Below are 22099 nucleotides of genomic sequence, written 5' to 3'. Positions count from 1 at the left end.
GCGATGCTTATTAGCGGAAAAACCACTTTGCCCAGTTCATCGCGTTCCGCTTATTGCTTGATCACGTAGCCATAGGCGCGCTTGCGGCCATCCTCATCCTGCTGGATGTAGACCCCCTGCAGCTCCGGCGCGAAGCCCGGTAGCCGGTTGATGCCCTCTTCCAGCGCCAGGAAGTAGCGCTGCACCGAGCCGCCCCAGATCTCTCCCGGCACCACGCACAGCACCCCCGGCGGGTACGGCAGCGCCCCCTCCGCCGCGATGCGCCCTTCGGCCCGCGCCAGGGAGACCAGCTCGACGTTGCCGCGCACGAACTCGATGTTGGCCTGCTGCGGGTTCATCGCCACCCGCGGGAAGTGCGCCTTGCGGAACATCTCCTTCTGCAGCTGCTTCACGTCGTGGCTGACGTACAGGTCGTGCATCTCCTGACACAGCTGGCGCAGGGTGTAGCCGCGGTAGCGCGCCTCGTTGGCGCGGTAGATGGACGGCAGCACCTCGGCCAGCGGGGCGTCCTGCTCCAGCAGCCGCTCGAAGCGGGCGATCTGGGCCACCAGGTGCTGCATCTTGGCCATGTCCTCCGCCGGGGTCAGCAGGAACAGGATCGAGTTCAGGTCGCATTTCTCCGGCACGATGCCGTTTTCGCGCAGGAAGTTGGCCAGAATGGTCGCCGGCACCCCAAAGGACTGGTACTCGCCGCTCTTGGCGTCGATGCCCGGGGTGGTCAGCATCAGTTTGCACGGATCGACAAAGTACTGGTGCTCGGCATAGCCCTCAAAGGCGTGCCAGCGCTCGCCGGGGATAAAGTTAAAGAAGCGCAGATCGTTGGCCATCTCTTCGGTGTCGAAGGCGCCCCACGGGCGGCCGTCCACGGTCTCCGGAACGAAGGGGCGGATGTGTTGGCAGGTCTGCAGCAGCAGCTTGCGGGTTTCAATGCCCACCCGGACGCACTCCATCCACATGCGCTTACCGCTGTCGCCGGTGTGCATGCGGGCGTTGACGTCCAGGGCGGCGAACAGCGGGTAGAACGGGCTGGTGGAGGCGTGCATCATAAAGGCGTTGTTTAGGCGCTTATGGTTGACATAGCGCGCCTGCCCCTTGATATGCCGGTCCTTTTTGTGGATCTGCGAGGTCTGGGAGAAGCCGGCCTGCTGTTTGTGCACCGACTGGGTCACCAGGATCCCCGGATCGTTCTCGTTCAGCTCCAGCAGCAGCGGCGAGCACTCTTTCATCATCGGGATGAACTGCTCATAGCCGACCCAGGCGGAGTCGAACAGGATGTAGTCGCACAGGTGACCTATCTTGTCCACCACCTGACGGGCGTTGTAGATGGTGCCGTCATAGGTGCCCAGCTGGATAACCGCCAGGCGGAACGGCCGCCGCTCCCCGGCGCGCGCCGGGGCGACGTCACGCACCAGGTCACGCAGGTATTTTTCCTCAAAGCAGTGTGCGTCGATGCCCCCGATGAAACCGAACGGGTTACGCGCGGTTTCCAGGTAGACCGGCGTAGCGCCGGCCTGAATCAATGCGCCGTGGTGGTTAGATTTATGATTATTACGGTCGAAGAGGACCAGATCACCGGGCGCCAGCAGTGCGTTGAGCACCACTTTATTGGAAGAGGAGGTGCCGTTGAGCACAAAGTAGGTCTTGTCGGCGTTGAACACCTTGGCCGCGTGCTGCTGGGCGGCACAGGGGGCGCCTTCGTGGATCAGCAGATCGCCCATGGAGACGTCGGCGTTGCACAGATCGGCGCGGAACAGGGCCTCGCCGAAGTAGTCGAAGAACTGGCGGCCGGTGGGGTGGCGGCGGAAGAACTGACCGCCCTGATGCCCCGGGCAGTCAAAGGCGGCGTTGCCCTGCTGGACATAGGCCTGTAGGCTGCCGAAAAACGGCGGCAGCAGCTCGGCCTCATATTTCTGCGCCGCGCTTTCCAGCTGCTTGCCATAAAAATCCTGATTGCCATCGCCGCAGGCAAATACGCCGGTCAGACGCGGCAGATACTCGGCCGGTAGGCGCTGATCGCACGCCTCGGCGACAAAGACAGGCAGGCCAAAGGCGCTCTGCTCGACCTTATCCAGCGCACCGCCCAGCGCATCCTGTACCGACAGTACCACGGCGGCAACGTCGGTAAGGTCGCTATCATTAATATCTACCGTTGTACGTGAGGTATTAAAATACGCAATGACATTTAGACTTACTGCAATTTTTAAGCTATTCATATCACTCACTCTCATGTATTTATTTTGAGCAAAACAATCCCGTGGATTTAAATTTAATTAAATCCATAATCCACAGCATTTTCTCACGGCAAGACTTTCCCGCAACGATTAATATAATTAAATCATTGTTATTAATGGAAATATGCCATGCCAGGCAGCAAGCAGCTACCGTGACGACAAGCGTTTATCGTGGTGTGTCAATAGAGACCTGTCCGCATAAGTACCCTACGGCTCACGCGCAGAAATACGTAAACGGAAGAAGAGACATGACACTCCGCGACAACGGATGTCATGACATGAAGAGAATTATCTTGCGTTGAACAGATGAAAATCAAAACAGCTGCGGTGCGCCATCATCATGATGTGGGTCACCCGCCGGATATGTGGCCAAAATCGATTGTTATTCTCCATTTTAATTTCCTCTTTTACCTGGAAACTGGCTCTATTGTAACCAACGGCGAGTGGACTGCTGTGATACATATCACTAAGAGATTGCCACCGTGGCGATATATCGATCTAAAAAACAAGCCACAATGAATACAAATTCACTTAAAAATAGCCACTCATCAGCCAATAGATCTATTTTGCAACATAAGTATGCGCCATGCCACCCACGCACGGAACAGCAAACCACTACCAAACATCACCGCACAACAACAAAACCCACACCGAAAATCAACGCCGACACCATTGATAACAAACCATTTTTAATGAATAAATATTCATGCTTATTATTTTATATACTATTCTATTCTGTGATAAAGATCGTAGAAATAGCCATTACGACGTCAGTGCGCCGCGCGTCGCTGGCAAACGCAGCCGCCACGCACCGCCAGCGCCAGCGCCAGCGCAATAAATAGGCACTCGCACGGCACGGCGGGAAATAACGTTGACGCCGAGGCCAGAATCAGGTTTAATGCGCCTCGTTGCCCGGATAGCTCAGTCGGTAGAGCAGGGGATTGAAAATCCCCGTGTCCTTGGTTCGATTCCGAGTCCGGGCACCACTTCTTCTGAAAACCCTGCCTTATGGCGGGGTTTTTGCTTTTTGAGTTCAAGTTAACTTCTGGTCGTTGCTGAACGCATCCGCCACAACTCAACTCTTCTATCCAGCGCGAGCATTCCCCTTTAGCGACTCCAGCCTTCCGATTACAGTGCCAGCGCCTACTGGTTTCCAACCTGCTAATAAATAATATTTTCAGCATGCATACCTGGCTGGTGACGTCATAACAGTAAGACAGAATCCGGCCTTTGTCCGGTCTGGCGAAACCTAATTGCTTCGCTCCAGAGCATGTGCGTAACTGCGCCTGGTATGACTTCATTTTACCCGAGCGCTGTTCGCAAATGATCTGCTCACTTCCAGCTAAATAGACTGACGCCTCCCGGGTGACAGTGGTAGCGGATCGGTTGTAGGAGACGTCAATGTCATCGAAGATATCCACCCGGACACGTTCCTGGATTTGATAGACACATATTCTGATGCGCTCTTTTTCAGCGAACTGACCAACCACATTACCCCACCGATTACCCCACCGACTTATCCTCGGCATACCTGTATATTCTTACTCTATCATATTGTAAAATTTGAATTTATTTAAAGCTCCATTTTTACTATACAGCACGTCATATAACCTAACACATAGGTAGCCATTACTAGATTTATCATTTTGCTTATATATACATTAAATTGCAAACAGGTAACACAGCACTCTGATTTTGTTATATAAAACGAGCCATAAATTAACTTGGCAATAATCAAACTAAAAACTTTAAGACTTTTCTTTCCAGGTTACCATGTCGTGTTACGTAAATGCTGTGCTACCCTTAAAATGAAGCAAGGATATTTTAATATATTAATTCATAGGAGAGTGGTTTATGACTTGTTGCTCAGGTTCCGTAGAAAGCGTTGCAGATAAATCTGTGGCTGCGCGCCAACAAATTGAGAAGTTACAAGATATGTTATCGTCACAGGATGCCGCTCATAAAGAGAAGTTTATAGCGTTAGTTAACGATAATTTAGCACAAGCAAATATTCTTGATGGCCGTCAAATATCATCTAACTCAGATATAAAAACTGAGTACACGAGTGAGTTCAGTCTAGACAAGATAGCTAATGTCGTTATTAAAGCTCTCGATGCTGTGGCAAAAGCCACCGACCCATTAGTTCCAAATCCAGCCACGTCACCTGATGCATTAGCTGCTTATGGAGATTTAGTTAACTCAGTCGCTGAAGCAGCAAAATCATCATCAAAAGCTGCTGCAAGTTTATCATTTTCAATGACTCGCCTTTCTCCGGGGATGTTTTCATTTCTGTATGCGACCACTGTAAATATTTTAGATGAGGATACATATGGTACTGAAGCAGTATGCTCAACCGCTGTTTACTATTGTTTTATACAGAGCATTGATGATATTAAAAGTCAGGCTGAGTTTAACTCAGCGCTTATTGATGCACAGTCACTAATTCATATGAAAACACTTCAGGCAGCATTAATTGATGAGCTCTCAGATGGCTCTATTGATATCAACGTTTGGACAGCGAAAGATACAGCATATTCAGCAGCTATCCAGCGATTACAAGAGCGTCTTGATGCTCATAAATTCAAGGGAAAACCACCTTTGCTTGGCGGGTCTAATACGTTGCTGCAGCAAAGTCCTTCAGAGGCATCTCTAGTTGCAAATGCAGCCGTTGAAAAACTTGAAAAAATGGGGCCTGTATTTAACATTGCGATAGAGAGAACAAAAAACAGACTAAATAATTTTTATTTCTAATAAGTGTTAGATAACCCACTCATTATTTCACGTTAGCTATTTAACTTATTAAAGCATAACTTACTATATTTTAACTTCATATATGCATCATACTATTGAGGGCACCAAAACGATGGATAAAAAGAATAAAGAAGTTTATATTGCTTCTCTACGGCAAGGAACCTTTCACTCAGAATTATCTAGTGAGAGAGCCAAAGATCAAAGTATTCAAGATTATGTATCTAAAGAGATAAACTTTAGAGCAAATTATGTTATAGAACAGGTAATAGAGGCGACAAGGAATAAGGATAAAAATATTCCATTGTTTTTTACCTTACCTGAGTTTTTTTGGAACGTAAGACTCAACGTGTTAAGGAGTAAGGATGAACTATATTTTTTGACTGACCATATGCTCGAAAAACTTTCTGATGCGCAAGAGTTTATCATGCTCAACCTTCCAGAAAGTCAATTTGGTAAAATAGTCTTGTTAGCCGGAACTCTTGCGGTGCTGACTGAGATTGATGATAGCGAATTATTTGAATCGCTTAATTATTGCTTAATCTCCAATAACTTCAAGAAAACACAAGATGGTCGCTTTGAGAAATCAGTTTGGCCAAAAAGAGCAACATCTCATATTGATTATGGCGTTAAAGACAAAATAACTGATAATGGCTTTATCTTCACGATCGCCAAGAACTTAACGATTGAAGTATTAAATCAATCATCATTTATTAGTGAACATGACTCAAGCAAAGGATTTGATTTACTGCTAGATAATAAAGTTCTTGACGACTTCCCTTTCAGCATCAATATATGTCTCGACTATATTGCTGTAAAACAGGGAGCGCGGGATGATGAGATGTATGAAAAAGAACCAGTTATTGATTTCCTGCTATCATGTGGAATGTCACTTTCTTTTGACTATACCTACCCGCTCAGCGTTAAATATGCCGTAATGAATGATGGTATGGGGGATGGTAGCATTAGTTACTACTCTGTTTATAACAAACACTTACTCTCTGAAATTCCGTCAAAAAGGATACACCCGGCATTAACATTAACTAAGCTGTCATTCTAATTTGAATATTTTACTTAACGCATCTTATATCCATATTAGTAAGGATATAAGATGCCATATTTAATCAGTCGCAATATTCGAGTCCTTGCGTGATTTTTAAAAATATCACAGGATAGTTCTAATTAGCAGAGATGGCATGCTGATAAGCATGTAGAAAAAACATCGCGCCACCTATTATAGGTATTACATCTTTCAATTCACAGGAAATTCTGATCCTAGCGAGGATATAAACAACACTACACGAATTGATTTTTCAACTTTCGATATATTACACTAACTGCCGATACAATCGGTGTTACCAGAGATTGTAATAATGTATGGCATAATTAAACGTCACAACTCGTATCACCTACCGATGGGTAAAGCGTGCACCACCGATACACCTCACCATCAATGATGTCAAGGCGATTTCCCACGTGATTAGAATAATGTTATTTTTCACCCACCCCTCTGCACAAATTATTCCGTTTCCGCAAATCCGAATAAACCGCTGAGCGATAGTCGCCCTCCCATCCGCGTGAAAAATCACATTTTTTGAATAATTACACTACCAGAGCACGATATGCCGCGTATCACTGACCAACTACGCCCGGCAGGACCGGGCATTTAGCGCGCTATCGATGTTTGCAACGATGTAAAGGCATGGATATTCAATTACTGATAACGCCCTCTTTAAGTATTCCCATTCAACCCGCAAGGCGAATTATATAAAGCGTTCTATCTTTTCTATTCTGGCCGGTATGGCCATCATGTCACTGGCCGGATGCCCGCATCAACGCCCATTGCCACCCATCGAAACGGCTGTAGATAGCCAGTATTAACATGACAAATCATGCAGTGACGTGTAATGCATCGCAGAAAGCCCCCGTAGACTGGGCCATTGGAATTAAGGGTAATACACAAGCCAATGGCGCCAAGGTGACTCAGAACCACCATCCTGATGGTTTTTTTTACTTTTATCGTTACCAGGAATCAGCCTCAGGTGACTCAAGCGGCCATCCTTTAGGGTGGCCGCTTCGCATCTATCGCCGCTTTTTAAGCGAGAGACATAAATTAACGATAAAGGTAGTTAATCCAGGGTAAACAGATAAATAGATATGCCAACAGATTGACCAGGCCAAATATGGCACCCAGCCGCCAAAAGTCTTTAGAGGGAAGATAGCCGCTGCCGAAATAGATTGGGCTTGGCCCCGTTCCATAGGGCGTGATAATCCCCATGATCCCCAATGACAGAGAGATAGCCAGAGAAAACTCCATCATATTAATCCCATGAATATCCATAGCGGCTGCGATCATCACCGGGATCAGCGCCGTGGCGTGAGCCGTCGTACTGGCAAAGAAGTAGTGCAATAGATAAAAACACAGAAGCAGCGATACGCTGGCAACCGCCACGGACATCCCATTGAGATAATGAGAGATAACGAGCCCGAACCAATGAACGAAGCCGACGGTGGACAGCCCGGAGGCCAGAGAGACCAGCGTGCCGAACCAGAATAGCGTATTCCACGCCGCCTTATTGCCGATAACATCATCCCAGCTAATCACATTAGTTATCAACATCAGCGCAATAACCAATAGCGCCGCGATGGCTGAGTTGATTAATCCCCCGCCAAATACCCACAGCAGCAGCGCAAGCGCGACGAACAGCAGCAGCAATTTCTCACGGCGCGACAGCCCCCCTAAATTCTCCAGCTCCTGTTTGGCCCATTTCGGAACCTCATCATTTATTTTTACCTCTGGCGTATACAGCCAGTAGCCCAGCAGCGGCGTCAGCAGCCACAGAACAATCCCGCACGGTAAAAAGGCAATGAACCAGCTACCCCAGGAAATCTGTAGCCCCGTCATCTGGTTAATCAATGCGCTGGACAGCAGATTGGGTGCCAGGGCGGAAAGAAACATTGAACTGGTAACGCAGGTGATCGAAATGGAAACCCACATCAGATAGGAGCCGATCCGACGGGCGCTGGGATCGTTGGGTTTCGAGTCATACAGCGGCGGCAGATTACTGATCACCGGGTAGATGGTTCCGGCGCTGCGCGCCGTATTCGACGGCGTAAAGGGGGCCAGTACCAAATCGGCAATGGCGATAGCATATCCCAGGGTCAGCGAGCGCCGTCCCAGGGATTTTACCAGCAGCAGCGAAATACGTCGGCCTAGCCCGGTCTTTTCATACCCCAATGCAAACATGAAGGCGCTGAAGATCAGCCATACCGTTGAATTGGAGAAGCCGGAAACCGCCCACTTAAATGCCGCCGACGCCGCGTGAAAATGCGGCAGCGCCACCTGCTCCGGAGAGAATAGCACCCAGCGTCCCAGCCCGGCGATAATAACGATGGCGATCAGACCAATAACCGCGCCCGGTAAGGGTTCTATAATCAACCCGACAATTGAGCCGATAAAAATAGAAAAATAGAGCCATGCATGGTGGCTAAGCCCCGCCGGAGCGGGCAGACAGGCCAATGCGCCGCCCACGATAAAAGGTATTAGGATCGAATAACCCTTTTTCATACTAACCTCAGAAAATATAATTTAATAACACCACTTGCCAAATACCTCCCTAACCTCCCTGACGGACCACGCTTCCTGTCGTCCCTACACAATACTTGAGCTATTTACTCAAGTACTAATCAATATATATTCACCCTATTCGTTGAGATCAATAACGGGCAGCGCGATAAGGTGCCGCAGAATAGGCATGAATACAGAGGGCATTCACCCCCTTCGTCTATGGCTCTGCTGAAATAGATAGAAGCGTATTTCCATACGTTAAAACAATAAAATGCTAATTAAACGCACATCGACTGCATAGTTATTTATTAACCCTACTCTTGGCGACAGTGACAATCCGAAACTATTTGTAAACTAATCGCGCTATCTGTATCTGATTCATCATGACGGCGCAATTCACCTACTCTGCGGAGATCCTGTGAAAGGGGTCACAGAGATTACGGAAGGAGGGCGCTACCGTGGGTAGCGAAATACAAAGGCGGTACCCTATCTGTACCCCGTTCCCCGATGATCGCTCGGATTCATTGGATATCGCTGATGACGCCACACTCATCTATGGCAAAAAAATAATAATTCTTATTTTCATTAATATCTCTTTTATTCAGAGTCACGGCGCTGTTCTGATCAATCTGTGCGGAAAGAAAAGCTGCCATATCGCGCCGTACTATATCGATATCAGCCACTGAATAACCAAGCATTTGCTTTGCTTATCCAGCGGCAATGATTTTACCCTAATATAATCACTCAGTTAGCCCATGCGAATTATACGCTGGAGTAGAACCCTATTACCCTCAATCAACATACTGAAATTATAACTGTTTTTCTCACTGGCTAATTCCGCTATCTATGCTATTTCATAAATGGGTGTCACTTTGTAATCATCGGTATAACGCGATATTGTGAAACGGATAAGTCGGGGAAACATAAATGGGCGGCGCTGAGCGTGGGCAGGTCTGCTCGCAGCTAAACAGGTTGTTACGCGGCTTCACAGACTAAAAGCATCATCGATATGCAAAAAAAAGGTGTCGATATGAGTAATCAACCGTTAGAGAGCCAAAACGCGCGCGTATTAAAAAATTGGGATCCTGAAGATGAAACCTTTTGGAACGCAACGGGAAACAGCATTGCAAAAAGAAATCTATGGGTCTCCGTATTCTGTCTAGTACTGGCGTTCTGTATTTGGATGGTATTCAGTTCTGTCGTTATCAAGCTTAATCACATCGGATTTGATTTTACGACCAATCAACTCTTCTGGCTGGCGGCCTTACCCTCGATCTCCGGTGCCCTTCTGCGTATTCCGTTCTCTTTCGTCGTTCCCATTTTTGGCGGACGCCGCTGGACCACGATCAGCACCGCGCTACTGCTGATCCCCAGCATTTGGCTGGGCTTCGCAATTCAAGATCCGCAGACGTCGTTCTATTCGTTTGCCTGTATCGCCATCCTGTGCGGTATCGGGGGCGGTAACTTTGCCTCAAGCATGGCGAATATCAGCTTCTTTTTCCCTAAACGCCTGCAGGGCTATGGCCTGGGGATCAACGGCGGGCTGGGCGATGGCGGGATCGGCGTCGTGCAGCTGTGCGTCCCGCTGGTCATCGGCATCGGCCTGTTCGGTAGCCTGGGCGGCGCGCCGCAGCATGTTGATTATAATACGATGATTTGGCTACAAAATGCGGCCTTCCTCTGGGTTCCCTTTATTATTATCGCCTGCCTGCTCTCTTGGTTCATGATGAACGACATTGCGGGTATGCAGTCATCGCTCTCTTCCCAGTTCGTCATTTTGGGTAAGAAAGATACCTGGATAACCAGCCTGATTTACCTGGCCACCTTCGGTTCTTTTGTCGGTTTCTCCGCGGGATTTGCCCTGCTGACCAAGACCCAGTTTCCGGATATCGACATCATCGACTACGCGTTTGTCGGCCCGCTGCTGGGCGCCATCGCCCGTCCCATCGGCGGTCGGCTTTCCGATAAATTTAGCGGCTATCGCATCACGCAGGTGGCTTTTTTCTTCATGATTATCTTCAGCCTGCTGATCGTCCCGACCCTGCCGAGCGAGCACAGCAGCGGCTCCTTTATTCTGTTCTACATCGTCTTCATGGGGCTGTTTATCTTTACCAACCTCGGCAGCGGCTCCAGCTTCCAGCTTATTTCGCAGATTTTCCATCAGAAATCCGCGCAGGAGGCGCAGCAACAGGGGATGCAGGGGAAACATGTCGATCAGTATGCCGATGTGATGAGCTCTGCGGCGCTCGGCTTTACCTCTGCCATCGGCGCCTTCGGCGGCTTTATCATTCCCAAAACCTTCGGCAGCGCGATTACCCTGACCCACTCCGTGCTGTTGCCGCTGGTTTGCTTCAGCGTCTTTTACCTGCTGTGCATGGGCGTCACCTGGCTGTCCTATGGAAGGCACCATTAATCGTCGGGAGAAACGGACATGAGTACCTTTCTGAAAAAGATCCGCTACTTCACCGCAGGCAAGCCCATGGCCGCCAATGCCCATGAGCTCTACCTGCAGGACAGCTCCGACTGGGAGCAGAGCTACCGCAGCCGCTGGCAGTACGATAAGGTGGTGCGATCCACCCATGGGGTGAACTGTACCGGCTCCTGCAGCTGGAAAATCTACGTGAAAAGCGGGCTGATTACCTGGGAGACGCAGTATACCGACTACCCGGAAACGCCCATCGATCTGCCAAATCACGAGCCGCGCGGCTGCCCGCGCGGCGCCAGCTACTCCTGGTATATCTATAGCGCCAACCGGATTAAATACCCGCTGATGCGCAGGGCGCTGCTGGATCTGTGGCGTGAGCAAAGAGCGCAGCACCCCGACGCCGTTGACGCCTGGCAGGCCATTCTGGACAACCCCGAGCTGAGCCAGCGCTATAAGCGCGAGCGCGGTATGGGCGGCCTAGTCCGCGTCTCCTGGCAAGAGGCCAACGAGCTGATCGCGGCGTCCAATGTCGCCACCGTCAAACGCTTTGGCCCCGATCGCGTCGCCGGGTTTTCGCCGATCCCGGCTCACGCCATGCTCTCGTTCGCCTCCGGCTCCCGCTACCTGTCGCTGATCGGCGGCACCTGCCTGAGCTTCTACGACTGGTATTGCGATCTGCCGCCCTCCTCGCCGCAAACCTGGGGCGAACAGACCGACGTGCCGGAGTCCGCCGACTGGTATAACGCACAGTATTTAGTGATGTGGGGATCTAACGTGCCGCAAACCCGCACGCCGGACGCCCACTTTATGACCGAGGCACGCTACAACGGCACCAAGGTAGTGGCCGTCAGCGCCGACTATGCGGAAAACTGCAAGTTCGCCGATGAGTGGCTCGCGCCGCGGGCCGGCACCGATGCCGCGCTAGCGCTGGCATTAGGCCAGGTTATTCTGCAGCAGTTTTACCTACAGCAGCCCTGCGACTACTTTATCCGCTATGCCAAACGCTTTACCGACTTCCCAATGCTGGTGATGCTGACGCCCTGCGCCGGCCAAGAAAACACCTATCAATCAGGACGCTACCTGCGCGCCGCCGATCTGGCGACGTGGCAAGACCAGCCGCTGGCCCAGTGGAAAACCCTGGCATTCGACCAAGATTCACAGCAGATAGTCATTCCCCGCGGCTCGGCGGGATTTCGCTGGGATCAGGGGGGACAGTGGAACACCGTACAGCAGGATGCCCTCAGCGGCGCCGCCATCGATCCGCTGCTTAGCCTGCAGACGCTGGGAGAAGACGAGGTCTGCGTCGTTCAGCCTGACTTCAGCCATGACAACGCCAACGACCGCTATACCCTCGGTCAGGTACCGGTGCACTGGATCACCACGACCCGCGGCGAGCGCGTCGCCGTCGCCACCGTCTTCGATCTGATGCTGGCCCACTACGGCCTGCGCCCGCGCGCGGGAGAGATCCCCGCGGAAGATGCGCCCTGCTCTCCGGCCTGGGCCGAGGCCATTACCGGCGTACCGCGCCAGCAGATCATCCGTCTGGCGCAGGAGTTTGCTACCAACGCCCGCATAACCCATGGCCGCTCGCTGATCATCGTCGGAGCCGGGATCAACCACTGGTTCCATAGCGATATGACCTATCGCAGCATCATCAACGTGCTGATGATGTGCGGCACCATCGGCGTCAACGGCGGCGGCTGGGCGCACTATGTCGGTCAGGAAAAGCTGCGGCCGCTGGCCGGATGGGCGCCGGTCGCCCTGGCGGGAGACTGGCAAAGCCCGGCGCGCCTGATGAACGGCACCTCGTTCTTCTACAATCACACCAGCCAGTGGCGCTATGAAAACGTGGATGCCCATACGCTGCTGTCGCCGCTGGCCGAGCGTGACCAGTTCCCCCATAGCCTGATCGACTTCAACGTCATCGCCGAACGCCTGGGCTGGCTGCCCTCTTCTCCCCAGCTGGATCGCAACCCGCTCACGCTGGCCGCCGAGGCGGCGGACGGCGACGTCAAGGCCGAGGTCGCGCAGGCGCTGAAACAGGGCACCCTACGCATCGCCAGCGAAGATCCCGACGCGCCGGGAAACTATCCGCGCGTACTGTTTGTCTGGCGCGCCAACCTGCTCGGCTCCTCCAGTAAAGGGCATGAATACTTTCTGAAACACCTGCTGGGCACCCGCCACGGCGTCATGGAGCAGGATCTGCAGCAAAAGGGGCTGCCGCTGCCGCAGCAGGTCGCCTGGCGCGACAGCGTCGAGGGCAAGCTTGACCTGCTGGTGACGCTCGACTTCCGGATGTCCACGACCTGTCTCTATTCAGACGTGATCCTGCCGTCGGCCACCTGGTATGAGAAGGAGGACCTCAGCAGTACCGACATGCACCCCTACGTTCACCCCTTTACCCGCGCCATCGATCCCATGTGGGAGGCGCGCTCGGACTGGGAGATTTTCAAAGGGATCGCCCGGCAGTTCTCCGCTCTGTGCGCGGGGCACCTGGGCAAAGAGCGCGACGTCATGCTCACGCCGCTGCTGCATGACTCGCCGGCAGAGCTGGGCCAGGCCTGCGGCGTCAGCGATTGGAAAAACGATCCGCAGACCTTTGTCGCCGGGAAAACCGCGCCCGCCATCGCCGTCGTGGAGCGCGACTATCCGCAGACCTATTTTAAATATACCCACCTCGGCCCGGCGCTGGCGGCCCACGGCAACGGCGGCAAGGGCGTTCACTGGGACACCCGCCCCGAGATCGACAGCCTGTGCGCGCGTCACGGCAGCGAGACGCTGGACGGCGTCGGCCCCTGTGCCAACATGCAGGATGCCACCCAGGCGCTGGAGACCATTCTCACCCTGGCGCCGGAAACCAACGGCCAGGTCGCCGATCGCGCCTGGCGCGATCTGGCCGCCAAAACCGGTCAGCAAGAGATAGCCGACCTAGCCGCCGACAAGAAAGGCGTGCACTACCGTTTCGCCGATATTCAGCGCCAGCCGGGACGGGTGATCGCCAGCCCGCTGTGGTCGGGCATTGACAGCGATCGGCACGCCTACACCGCCGGCAGCCTGAACATCACCCACGCCGTCCCCTGGCGCACCCTGACCGGCCGTCAGCAGGCCTATCAGGATCACGCCTGGATGCAGGCCTTCGGCGAAGGCTTCGCCTGCTATAAACCCCCGCTGGATACCCAAAGCTGCCGCAGCGTACGCGAACATACGGCCAACGGGCAGCCGGAGCTGGTGCTGAACTTTGGCACCGCCCACCAGAAATGGGGGATCCACTCCACCTATACCGACAACCAGATCATGCAGACCCTGTCGCGCGGCGGCCCGCTCATCTGGATCAGCGAGCACGATGCGCAGCGCGGCGCCATCGCCGACAACGACTGGGTCGAGCTGTTTAACGGCAACGGCGCCATGGTGGCGCGCGCGGTGGTCAGCCAGCGCATTCCCGCCGGGCTGGCGCTGATGTACCACGCCCAGGAGCGTACGTTGAACATGCCCCTGTCGGAGGTCACCGGGGAGCGCGGTGGGATCCACAACTCCATTACCCGGATTTGTCCCAACCCGATCCACATGATCGGCGGCTATGCCCACCTGTCATGGGGCTACAACTATTACGGCACCATCGGCTCCAACCGGGATGAAACTGTGATTATTCGCAGGCTTAACCGGGTGGAGTGGGACTGAAACCGATCGGGAAGAGGGAGAAAAAAATGAAAATTCGTGCACAGGTTTCCATGGTGCTAAACCTCGATAAGTGCATCGGTTGCCACACCTGCTCGGTGGTGTGCAAAAACGTCTGGACCAGCCGCGAGGGCATTGAGTACGGCTGGTTCAACAACGTTGAGACCAAGCCGGGGCGCGGCTTTCCCCGCGACTGGGAGGATCAGGATAAGTGGCACGGCGGCTGGCAGCGAGTCAACGGCCAGCTGACGCCGCGCATGGGCGGCAAGCTCAGCCTGCTGGCCAAAATCTTCGCCAATCCGCATATGCCGGCGGTAGGGGACTACTATGAACCCTACTCCTTCGACTATGCGCATTTGCACAACGCCCCCGCCGGCGCACGCCACCAGCCGACGGCGCGCCCCTATTCGCTGCTCACCGGTAAGACGCTGGAGAAAATTGAGGGCAGCGCCAACTGGGAGGATGACCTGGGCGGCGAAGCCCGCGTCCGTCAGGGCGACCGCAATCTTGATGGGCTGGACAAGCAGCTGTATGCCCAGTTTGAGCAGACCTTCATGATGTACCTACCGCGGCTGTGCGAGCACTGCCTTAACCCGGCCTGCGTCGCCTCTTGCCCCAGCGGCGCCATCTATAAACGGGCCGAAGACGGCGTGGTGCTGATCAATCAGGATCAGTGCCGCGGCTGGCGCATGTGCGTCAGCGCCTGCCCCTACAAGAAGATCTACTACAACTGGAAAAGCGGGAAATCGGAGAAGTGTATCTTCTGCTACCCGCGTATCGAGGCCGGACTGCCAACCCTGTGCTCCGAGAGCTGCGTCGGACGTATCCGCTATATCGGCGTCATGCTGTACGATGCCGAGGCGATCCCCGCCGCGGCAGCAGAAGAGGATCCGCAGGCGCTGTACGACGCGCAGATGAAGATCTTCCTCGATCCCAACGATCCGGACATCCTGGCACAGGCCCGCCGCGACGGCATCAGCGATGAGATCCTGGCGCATGCCCAGCGTTCGCCGGTCTACCGCCTGATTAAAGAGTGGCGCCTAGCGCTGCCGCTGCATCCGGAGTTCCGTACGCTGCCGATGGTGTGGTACGTGCCGCCCCTGTCGCCGATCCGCTTCGATGACGCCAGCCTGGCCGAGCCCCACGATATCCGCCTGGCGGAGCTCGCGCAGATGCGTATTCCGATCGACTACCTGGCCAACCTGCTGTGCGCCGGTAACCGTAAGCCGGTAGAGGCGGCGTTGACCCGCCTGATCGCCCTGCGTCACTACCGCCGCAGCCTGCTCAGTCCACAGGCGCCGCAGTGGCTGCAGCAGGCCGATCTCAGCGCTCCACAGGCCGAGGCCATGTACCGCCTTCTGGCGCTGGCGCCGTACCATGAACGCTTCGTGATCCCCACCGGGATGCATCGCCCGGGAAGCGATCGCGAATATATTGAGCACGGTAGCTGCGGCTTCAGCTTCAATACGCCCCACGATACCGACGGTACCAACCTCACCGGCTATCGCCCCGACGATCGCCTGGTGATCAACACCCATAGCAAGGAGTAAGCCATGCTGAGCCTGTTAATGTTGGCCCGCCTGCTGGACTACCCCGATGAGGCGCTGTGGCAGGCGCGCGGTGAGCTGGAGGCCGCGCTGCCGCAGTGTCGCGAAATGACGGCGGCGCAGCAGAAGCGCCTGCAGGCGTTTATCGCCCATTACTGGGAGGCCCCGCTGGCAAGCCGTCAAAGCGATTACATTGCGCAGTTCGATCATACCCGCCGCTGCGCCCTGTATCTGTGTGAGCACCAGCTGGCCGAGTCTAAAAACCGCGGGCAGGCGATGGTTAATATCCTGAGCCACTATCGCCAGGCCGCGCTGGAGCCCGCGCCGCGGGAGCTGCCCGACTATCTGCCGATGGTGCTGGAGTTTGCCTATCTGCGGTCACAGCAGCAGCCTGAGGAGGGCCGGCGTATCCTGACGCAGATTGCCGAGGTGGCGGAGATTCTGTATCGCCGCACCCACGACGGTATGTACGGCGTGCTGTTTCAGCTGCTACTGCAGCTGGCCGGCAGAGAGACCGATGGCCTGGTGCCAGAGGCCGACGGCACGCCGACGGCGGCGATCGATGCGGAGTGGGATCGCGCACACGCTCCGGCCCGCGTTGAGCTCCCCGATATACCCCAGGGTCGCCCGGCGCCGGTTCACTACCTGGATCTTGAGCGATAAGGAGGATTGAATGTCCGCACTGTCCTATTTTTTATTCAACATCTACCCCTATATCGCCATCACGGTGCTGTTGCTGGGGTGCCTCTATCGGTTCGACTATGGCCAATACACGTGGAAAAGCGGCTCTTCGCTGCTGATGGCCAACGGGCGCTATAGCCGCTATGCGCTTAACCTGTTTCACGTCGGCATGCTGGGGGTTTTCTTCGGCCACGTGGCCGGACTGCTGACGCCACGCTCTTGGTATGATGCCTATATCTCCAGCCAGACGCATCAGATCCTGGAGCTGATCGCCGGCAGCTTCTTCGGCACCCTGCTACTGATCGGCGCGCTGATGCTCTTGGCCCGCCGCCTCTTCTGCGCCCGGGTCGCCGCCACCTCGTCGTTTTCCGACAAGCTGATCCTGATCCTGCTGACGATCCAGATCTGCCTGGGCATGCTGACGATCCCGGTCGATCTGCTGCACCCCTCCGGCGCCACGCTGCAAAACCTGATCAGCTGGAGCCAGGGGATCGTGACCTTCCGTCCCGATCCGGCCCAGTATCTGCAAGAGGTCAATTGGCTGTTCAAGGTGCATATGGTGCTGGGGCTGACCATTTTCCTGATCTTCCCCTTTACTCGCCTGGTGCATATCTGCAGCCTGCCGCTGGGCTATCTCCTGCGGCGACGCCAGGTCGTTAAAACCCTGCGCTAAACGCGCTTCTCCGCCCCGACGCGGCGCCAGCCCTCAACCCACTGACGCCGCCGTCCGCATTACTGAATAACGCCGCAGGCCATACGCGCCCCGCCGCCGCCCAGCGCGTGCGGATGATCGTCATAGTTATCGCCGCCGACGTGCACCATCAGCGCATGTCCCTTCAGCTGGGAGAGCGATTTCAAACGCGGCGCCAGCACGGCATAGTTTGCCGTACCGTCCGCATTGACCACCAGTCCCGGCAGATCGCCCAGGTGCCCGGCATCGCTGTAGGGCCCCATATGCTTACCGCGCTTCTCGGGATCCCAGTGGCCACCGGCCATCAGGGCCGGCACCGGTTTACCCTCTTTGACGCCCGGCAGGCAGCTGGCGTTTTCATGGACATGAAAACCGTGGATCCCCTGCGGAAGACCGTGCAGGCTGGGCGTAAACAGCAGACCATAGGGCGTTTCGCTGACCGTCACCTCACCGATCGCCGGCCCCGCCCCCTGCGGCCCCGCTTCATACAGCGTTATCGACTCAGAGGCGCTGTAGGCAGCCCCGCTCATCAACGCGGTGGCCAGTACCAATATTTTCATTTTTTTCATATCGTTATCTCCATATTGTCTCATGTAATCTCTGCAGTCCATTTTCATGCTAACAAAAAAAAAACCGTTTACTAACAAAAAACAGGCCGTATTGACATAAGGGTGACAAAAGTCACTCTACCCGTGTCCACCCTCACGCGACGCCGGTCAATGTGACGCTATGAAATGACAGATAAAAAAGAGCCGCGTCGTTATTTTTTCGGCCCAACGCCAAGAATATTCCGAATATGAGTTGCTTTACTCGGCGCACGCCCATACCCCCTTACTGCGCTATCAGGTGAGGAAAAATGGAATCGGGGTCCACGCCGCGAGACACAAGAAATTATTTTTCTATACTTGCTTAAAACAGAAAGAAATAGGTATTGGACAAATGAAAAATAAACGCATGGCTACTCGTGCTCAGCGACGGCAATAGACCGGCCGAGCAAAGCGCACCTATCTGATCGGCAAGCCGTACGTTCGCCGAGGTTGGCATCAGCTCCCTTCGCGGGAGTGCTGAGACGCTCTGCCGCTGCGCGCTGAGGCACCGCGCCGACAGAGAAAATAAGAGGAATGCCCCCCATCACCGCCAAAAATAAACGTTAGCCTGGCGATAAGATGGACTAACTCAGCTTTATAAGTTATATCGGGATTTATTTTAATTCTCTAAGAAGCTAACCAGTGCATATTTCTACGCCTTGGCAACGCAACCAGCAGGGTAAATAGTGAGCGCCCGTAAACCGTTTTTATCGCGTTCTCTCCCGCGCTTCTCATGTTATTTTCAACGAATGGAAAACATTCGATACAATTTTATTTTTCCCTTTGATTTTATTCATATTAAATAAATTCAAATTTTCTTCATTGCTGGCTATCATTATGCCGCGTGTTCTTTTTTTGTGACACAGGTCACCCGATAGGTCCTCTGTCACGCGATAGTTGATAATCAGGAATCCATCATGAAAGCATTCACTAAACTGGCCCTGTTCGTAGGTCTGGTCTCCGGCGCTACTCTGGCCAACGCCGCAGGCATCAACAACACAGGTTACTATGCCGGTGCCAAAATGGGTATCAGCGCCGAGCATCTGTTCGATCAGAAAGATGTTAACGGCAATGGCATGAGCAACGATAACAAAGGCGTTGGTAACGCCGGTCTGGTTTTTGGCTATAACTTCGAAAACCAATTCAGCCTGCCGGTTCGCGCCGAGCTGGACTACACCTTCCGCGCTAACGCCACCTCTAGCCATACCAACGATGCCGCAGAGACCAACGACAGCCGTCTGGGTCTGCAGACGCTGATGGTTAACGGTTACTATGACATTAAAACCGGTACCCCGTTCACCCCTTACGTCGGCGCCGGTATCGGTTATGCTAACGTCAGCCTGAAAAACGACATGAACGGCGACAACGTCCAGAGCAACAGCAACAACTTTGCCTGGAGCGTCGGCACCGGTGTGATCTACAACGTTAACGAGCGTCTGGATCTGGATCTGGGCTACAAATACCTGGACGCAGGCAAAGCCAGCGCCGGTAACTCCCAGGCCAAAGTGACGACCCATGACGTTACGCTGGGTGTGAACTACTACTTCTAAGTGGTTCGGTCGCGAAAACCAACGGCTCCCAATGGGAGCCGTTTTGCTATTCGGTCGCGACGCCGCGCTCGGCCATCATGTCCCGCAGGCGCCGAAACACCGGCGCTACGCGCAGGCCGTTATGATCGTATTCGCTGGTGATCCAGGTCTGGAGATTGCCGATCTGCGCCGCGCTCTCCAGCGATAGACCGACGTCGACATACATGTCGTGATAATACACCGCCGCCATCACCGGTATGTCGTTGTCGCGCAGACGCGCGGCATCGTACAGCACCGGCCACGTCTCACGCCGGGCCAGCAGCTCTACCGCCGCGCGAAACGGACGCAGCGACTGCATCTGATCAAACATCCACGGGTAGATCATCTCGCCGGTCAGCAGCGGCGAACTCCGCTCCGGAGAGAACGCCGGTAGGTCGTCACGCACCCGCTGAGCGACCCAGCGGGTCGCACCGCTGTCCGCATCGGCATAGATACTCTCATGCAGCACCGCGTACAGCGGATTGTCGGCAAAACCGCTGCGCTGCATCACCTGATTCAGGAAGGTATCACTCAGCTCCCCCTCCTGGTTAAAGGCCTCATCCAGCAGCCACAGCAGGCGTTCATAGCCCTCGCTCATGCCCATATCCAGCCCCAGCGTCAGCAGACGCTCTACGCTGAGCAGATCGCCGTCGGGTAGATATACCGCCTGCTCACGCAGCAGGGCCACGATACGATCGAGCTGCTCGCGCGCCTGCGGATAACGGGTGAAAAAGTGCTGATTGCGCTGCGCCACGAGACGATAGGTCGCCTCGTACAGCCGAGTGGCATCCGGCGCTATCGCCGGCAGACCGCCGGTGATATAGCAGGCATGCAGCCCCTGCGGCGCCTGGGATAGGTAGGTCAGCGTAATAAAACCGCCGTAGCTTTGCCCCAGCGTCGTCCAGCGCCGACCGCCAAAGTGGCGCAGTCGCAGATGCTCCGCGTCGCGCACAATGGCATCGGCGCGGAAGTGGCTCAGGTAGTCCGCCGCCTGCTCTGGGGTCATATCGCGCAGGACGCTGGCCTCGATCCGGCTACTGTTGCCGGTGCCGCGCTGATCCATCAGGATCACCCGGTAATCGCGCAGCGCCTCCGCCAGCCAGCCGCTGTGGGAGGTCGGGCGCGGGCATTTGCCGCCGGGACCTCCCTGCAGGAACAGCAGACAGGGCATCTCATCCGCCTCGCGGCCCGGGGCGCACAGCTCGCGGGCAAACAGCGTCAGCCGCCGCCCGTCGCTGGGGTCGCGCCAGTTCAACGGCACCTCGGTACGGAACTCCCGCACCGCCATCCCCGGTACTAAAAACGCTCGTTCAATCATCTGTCGACACTCCTTGGCATGCAGACCACTCTCCCGACGGGTATCGGTCTGTCCAGACTCACAGTTCCGCGATGCGCAGTCCACCGCTGCGGTAGCGGCTGGCCTGATCGCTGGGGGTATTGCCAAAAAACCGTTTGTATTCACGGCTAAACTGCGACGGACTCTCATAGCCGACCCGACTCGCCGCCGTGCTGGCCTTTAGCCCATCGTGCAGGATCATCATGCGCGCCTTATGTAGCCGATACGATTTAATGTACTGCAGCGGCGAGGTCGCCGTCACCGCCTTAAAGTTGTGGTGAAACGACGAGATGCTCATATTGACCGACTGCGCCAGCCTGTCGACGTTCAGGCTGCTGGCATAGTTCTGCTCAATCAGGCGCAGCGCCTTGGCTATCTGACTAAAGTGGCTATGGCGGCTGGCCAGCGCCAGCAGGGCGTCGCCGCCCGCCCCGCACAGGGCGTGGAACAGCATCTCGCGAACGATCTGCGGGCCGAGCACCCGCGCATGTAGGGGATCCTCCATCGCCTCCACCAGGCGCTCGCAGGCGCACAGCATGGCATCGTCCAGCGCGACCGAGCGTACCCCATCGGCGTGCGGACGCACCGCCGTACGCATCCCATCGCCGATATCCATCAGCAGATCCTGCAGCATCTGCACGTCAACCCGCAGCGCCAGGCCGATCAACGGCTCCTGCGGCGAGGCAAAGGTCTCACATTCGCAGGGCAACGGCAGCGTCATCAGCAAATAATTGCTCGGGTCATAGTGAAACACCCGCTCCCCCAGATACCCGACTTTGCGCCCCTGCAATATAATGATCAGACTGGGTTGATACATGACCGGCGTGCGGGGTTGATGTGCGTTGACATAGATGAGGTTAACATGCTCGACCGGCGAGGGCTTGACCCCCGGCTGTTGATGCAGGCGCTGAACCTGTGCGGCCAACTGTTTCCATCTATCGTCGATAACCATGCGGTGGTCTCCATACAACCAACTTAATTGGCAATTATTCTGCCTGTTTAACATATTTTTCTACAGTTTTTTGCAGGAATAGGCAAACAA

General features: G+C 54.7%; 16 protein-coding genes and 1 tRNA gene. 10 read left to right on the top strand and 7 right to left on the bottom strand.

What is annotated here, in order from left to right; genetic code table 11:
* Window positions 1-50 precede the first annotated feature (50 nt).
* Both speF and speFL read right to left on the bottom strand, forming a co-directional pair.
* Window positions 51-2213 (bottom strand): ornithine decarboxylase SpeF, encoded by a 2163-nt coding sequence (speF, locus tag L1P05_RS01300; RefSeq protein WP_109745950.1) that lies wholly within the window; start codon window positions 2211-2213, stop codon window positions 51-53.
* A 306-nt stretch (window positions 2214-2519) separates the two neighbouring features.
* Window positions 2520-2624, bottom strand: coding sequence for a leader peptide SpeFL (speFL, locus tag L1P05_RS01295; protein WP_015460746.1), 105 nt, complete (start codon window positions 2622-2624; stop codon window positions 2520-2522).
* A gap of 122 nt (window positions 2625-2746) precedes the next feature.
* Between speFL and L1P05_RS01290 the strand changes: the two genes are divergently transcribed.
* The 4 genes from L1P05_RS01290 (at window position 2747) to L1P05_RS01275 (ending at window position 6039) form a co-directional block, all read left to right on the top strand.
* Window positions 2747-3073 (top strand): hypothetical protein, encoded by a 327-nt coding sequence (locus L1P05_RS01290; RefSeq protein WP_146203340.1) that lies wholly within the window; start codon window positions 2747-2749, stop codon window positions 3071-3073.
* 68 nt (window positions 3074-3141) lie between these two features.
* Window positions 3142-3217: transfer RNA gene (locus L1P05_RS01285), tRNA-Phe, on the top strand.
* An 868-nt stretch (window positions 3218-4085) separates the two neighbouring features.
* Complete coding sequence (locus L1P05_RS01280; protein WP_146203341.1) at window positions 4086-4982, top strand: hypothetical protein; 897 nt, start codon at window positions 4086-4088, stop codon at window positions 4980-4982.
* Window positions 4983-5094: 112 nt separating this feature from the next.
* Entirely contained in the window at window positions 5095-6039 is a 945-nt protein-coding gene (locus L1P05_RS01275) for a hypothetical protein (RefSeq protein ID WP_109913382.1), read from the top strand.
* 1053 nt (window positions 6040-7092) lie between these two features.
* On the opposite strand, the gene L1P05_RS01270 is transcribed toward L1P05_RS01275, so the two are convergent.
* Both L1P05_RS01270 and L1P05_RS01265 read right to left on the bottom strand, forming a co-directional pair.
* On the bottom strand, window positions 7093-8547 hold the full coding sequence (locus L1P05_RS01270; RefSeq protein WP_012847132.1) for an anion permease: 1455 nt from the start codon (window positions 8545-8547) through the stop codon (window positions 7093-7095).
* Between the two features lie 521 nt (window positions 8548-9068).
* Window positions 9069-9230, bottom strand: a complete 162-nt coding sequence (locus tag L1P05_RS01265; RefSeq protein ID WP_162467507.1) for a hypothetical protein — start codon at window positions 9228-9230, stop codon at window positions 9069-9071.
* Window positions 9231-9577: 347 nt separating this feature from the next.
* Here L1P05_RS01265 and L1P05_RS01260 point away from each other — a divergent pair, with 347 nt between their 5' ends.
* From L1P05_RS01260 to narI, 5 genes are read left to right on the top strand one after another with little or no spacing between them, the layout of a single operon-like run.
* On the top strand, window positions 9578-10960 hold the full coding sequence (locus tag L1P05_RS01260; protein ID WP_014524159.1) for a NarK family nitrate/nitrite MFS transporter: 1383 nt from the start codon (window positions 9578-9580) through the stop codon (window positions 10958-10960).
* 18 nt (window positions 10961-10978) lie between these two features.
* Entirely contained in the window at window positions 10979-14650 is a 3672-nt protein-coding gene (locus tag L1P05_RS01255) for a nitrate reductase subunit alpha (RefSeq protein WP_012847129.1), read from the top strand.
* A 26-nt stretch (window positions 14651-14676) separates the two neighbouring features.
* Window positions 14677-16197 (top strand): nitrate reductase subunit beta, encoded by a 1521-nt coding sequence (gene narH, locus L1P05_RS01250; RefSeq protein WP_012847128.1) that lies wholly within the window; start codon window positions 14677-14679, stop codon window positions 16195-16197.
* A gap of 3 nt (window positions 16198-16200) precedes the next feature.
* On the top strand, window positions 16201-16857 hold the full coding sequence (gene narJ, locus L1P05_RS01245) for a nitrate reductase molybdenum cofactor assembly chaperone (protein ID WP_012847127.1): 657 nt from the start codon (window positions 16201-16203) through the stop codon (window positions 16855-16857).
* Between the two features lie 10 nt (window positions 16858-16867).
* Window positions 16868-17548: a respiratory nitrate reductase subunit gamma gene (narI, locus tag L1P05_RS01240; RefSeq protein ID WP_012847126.1), complete on the top strand. Its 681-nt coding sequence runs from the start codon at window positions 16868-16870 to the stop codon at window positions 17546-17548.
* A gap of 59 nt (window positions 17549-17607) precedes the next feature.
* Here the strand turns inward: narI and sodC are convergent, their stop codons facing one another.
* Window positions 17608-18135, bottom strand: a complete 528-nt coding sequence (sodC, locus tag L1P05_RS01235; RefSeq protein ID WP_012847125.1) for a superoxide dismutase family protein — start codon at window positions 18133-18135, stop codon at window positions 17608-17610.
* 935 nt (window positions 18136-19070) lie between these two features.
* Between sodC and L1P05_RS01230 the strand changes: the two genes are divergently transcribed.
* A complete protein-coding gene (locus L1P05_RS01230; RefSeq protein ID WP_012847123.1) occupies window positions 19071-19703 on the top strand; it encodes an outer membrane protein in 633 nt (210 codons plus the stop codon).
* Window positions 19704-19749: 46 nt separating this feature from the next.
* Here the strand turns inward: L1P05_RS01230 and L1P05_RS01225 are convergent, their stop codons facing one another.
* Window positions 19750-21039 (bottom strand): alpha/beta fold hydrolase, encoded by a 1290-nt coding sequence (locus tag L1P05_RS01225; protein ID WP_012847122.1) that lies wholly within the window; start codon window positions 21037-21039, stop codon window positions 19750-19752.
* A gap of 58 nt (window positions 21040-21097) precedes the next feature.
* Window positions 21098-22009, bottom strand: a complete 912-nt coding sequence (locus tag L1P05_RS01220) for an AraC family transcriptional regulator (RefSeq protein ID WP_015460740.1) — start codon at window positions 22007-22009, stop codon at window positions 21098-21100.
* Window positions 22010-22099: the final 90 nt, after the last annotated feature.

Source organism: Edwardsiella piscicida (assembly GCF_021733145.1).
GTDB lineage: Bacteria > Pseudomonadota > Gammaproteobacteria > Enterobacterales > Enterobacteriaceae > Edwardsiella > Edwardsiella piscicida.
Note: the sequence above shows the minus strand (reverse complement) of the source record. Positions and strands in the feature narration are given on the sequence as shown.

Coding starts and splice junctions, on each gene's coding strand:
- L1P05_RS01280 (WP_146203341.1), top strand. CDS start 4,086: ATGACTTGTTGCTCAGGTTCCGTAGAAAGCGTTGCAGATAAATCTGTG.
- L1P05_RS01220 (WP_015460740.1), bottom strand. CDS start 22,009: ATGGTTATCGACGATAGATGGAAACAGTTGGCCGCACAGGTTCAGCGC.
- L1P05_RS01290 (WP_146203340.1), top strand. CDS start 2,747: ATGAATACAAATTCACTTAAAAATAGCCACTCATCAGCCAATAGATCT.
- speF (WP_109745950.1), bottom strand. CDS start 2,213: ATGAATAGCTTAAAAATTGCAGTAAGTCTAAATGTCATTGCGTATTTT.
- speFL (WP_015460746.1), bottom strand. CDS start 2,624: ATGGAGAATAACAATCGATTTTGGCCACATATCCGGCGGGTGACCCAC.
- narI (WP_012847126.1), top strand. CDS start 16,868: ATGTCCGCACTGTCCTATTTTTTATTCAACATCTACCCCTATATCGCC.
- L1P05_RS01225 (WP_012847122.1), bottom strand. CDS start 21,039: ATGATTGAACGAGCGTTTTTAGTACCGGGGATGGCGGTGCGGGAGTTC.
- L1P05_RS01230 (WP_012847123.1), top strand. CDS start 19,071: ATGAAAGCATTCACTAAACTGGCCCTGTTCGTAGGTCTGGTCTCCGGC.
- L1P05_RS01275 (WP_109913382.1), top strand. CDS start 5,095: ATGGATAAAAAGAATAAAGAAGTTTATATTGCTTCTCTACGGCAAGGA.
- L1P05_RS01255 (WP_012847129.1), top strand. CDS start 10,979: ATGAGTACCTTTCTGAAAAAGATCCGCTACTTCACCGCAGGCAAGCCC.
- L1P05_RS01270 (WP_012847132.1), bottom strand. CDS start 8,547: ATGAAAAAGGGTTATTCGATCCTAATACCTTTTATCGTGGGCGGCGCA.
- narH (WP_012847128.1), top strand. CDS start 14,677: ATGAAAATTCGTGCACAGGTTTCCATGGTGCTAAACCTCGATAAGTGC.
- narJ (WP_012847127.1), top strand. CDS start 16,201: ATGCTGAGCCTGTTAATGTTGGCCCGCCTGCTGGACTACCCCGATGAG.
- L1P05_RS01260 (WP_014524159.1), top strand. CDS start 9,578: ATGAGTAATCAACCGTTAGAGAGCCAAAACGCGCGCGTATTAAAAAAT.
- sodC (WP_012847125.1), bottom strand. CDS start 18,135: ATGAAAAAAATGAAAATATTGGTACTGGCCACCGCGTTGATGAGCGGG.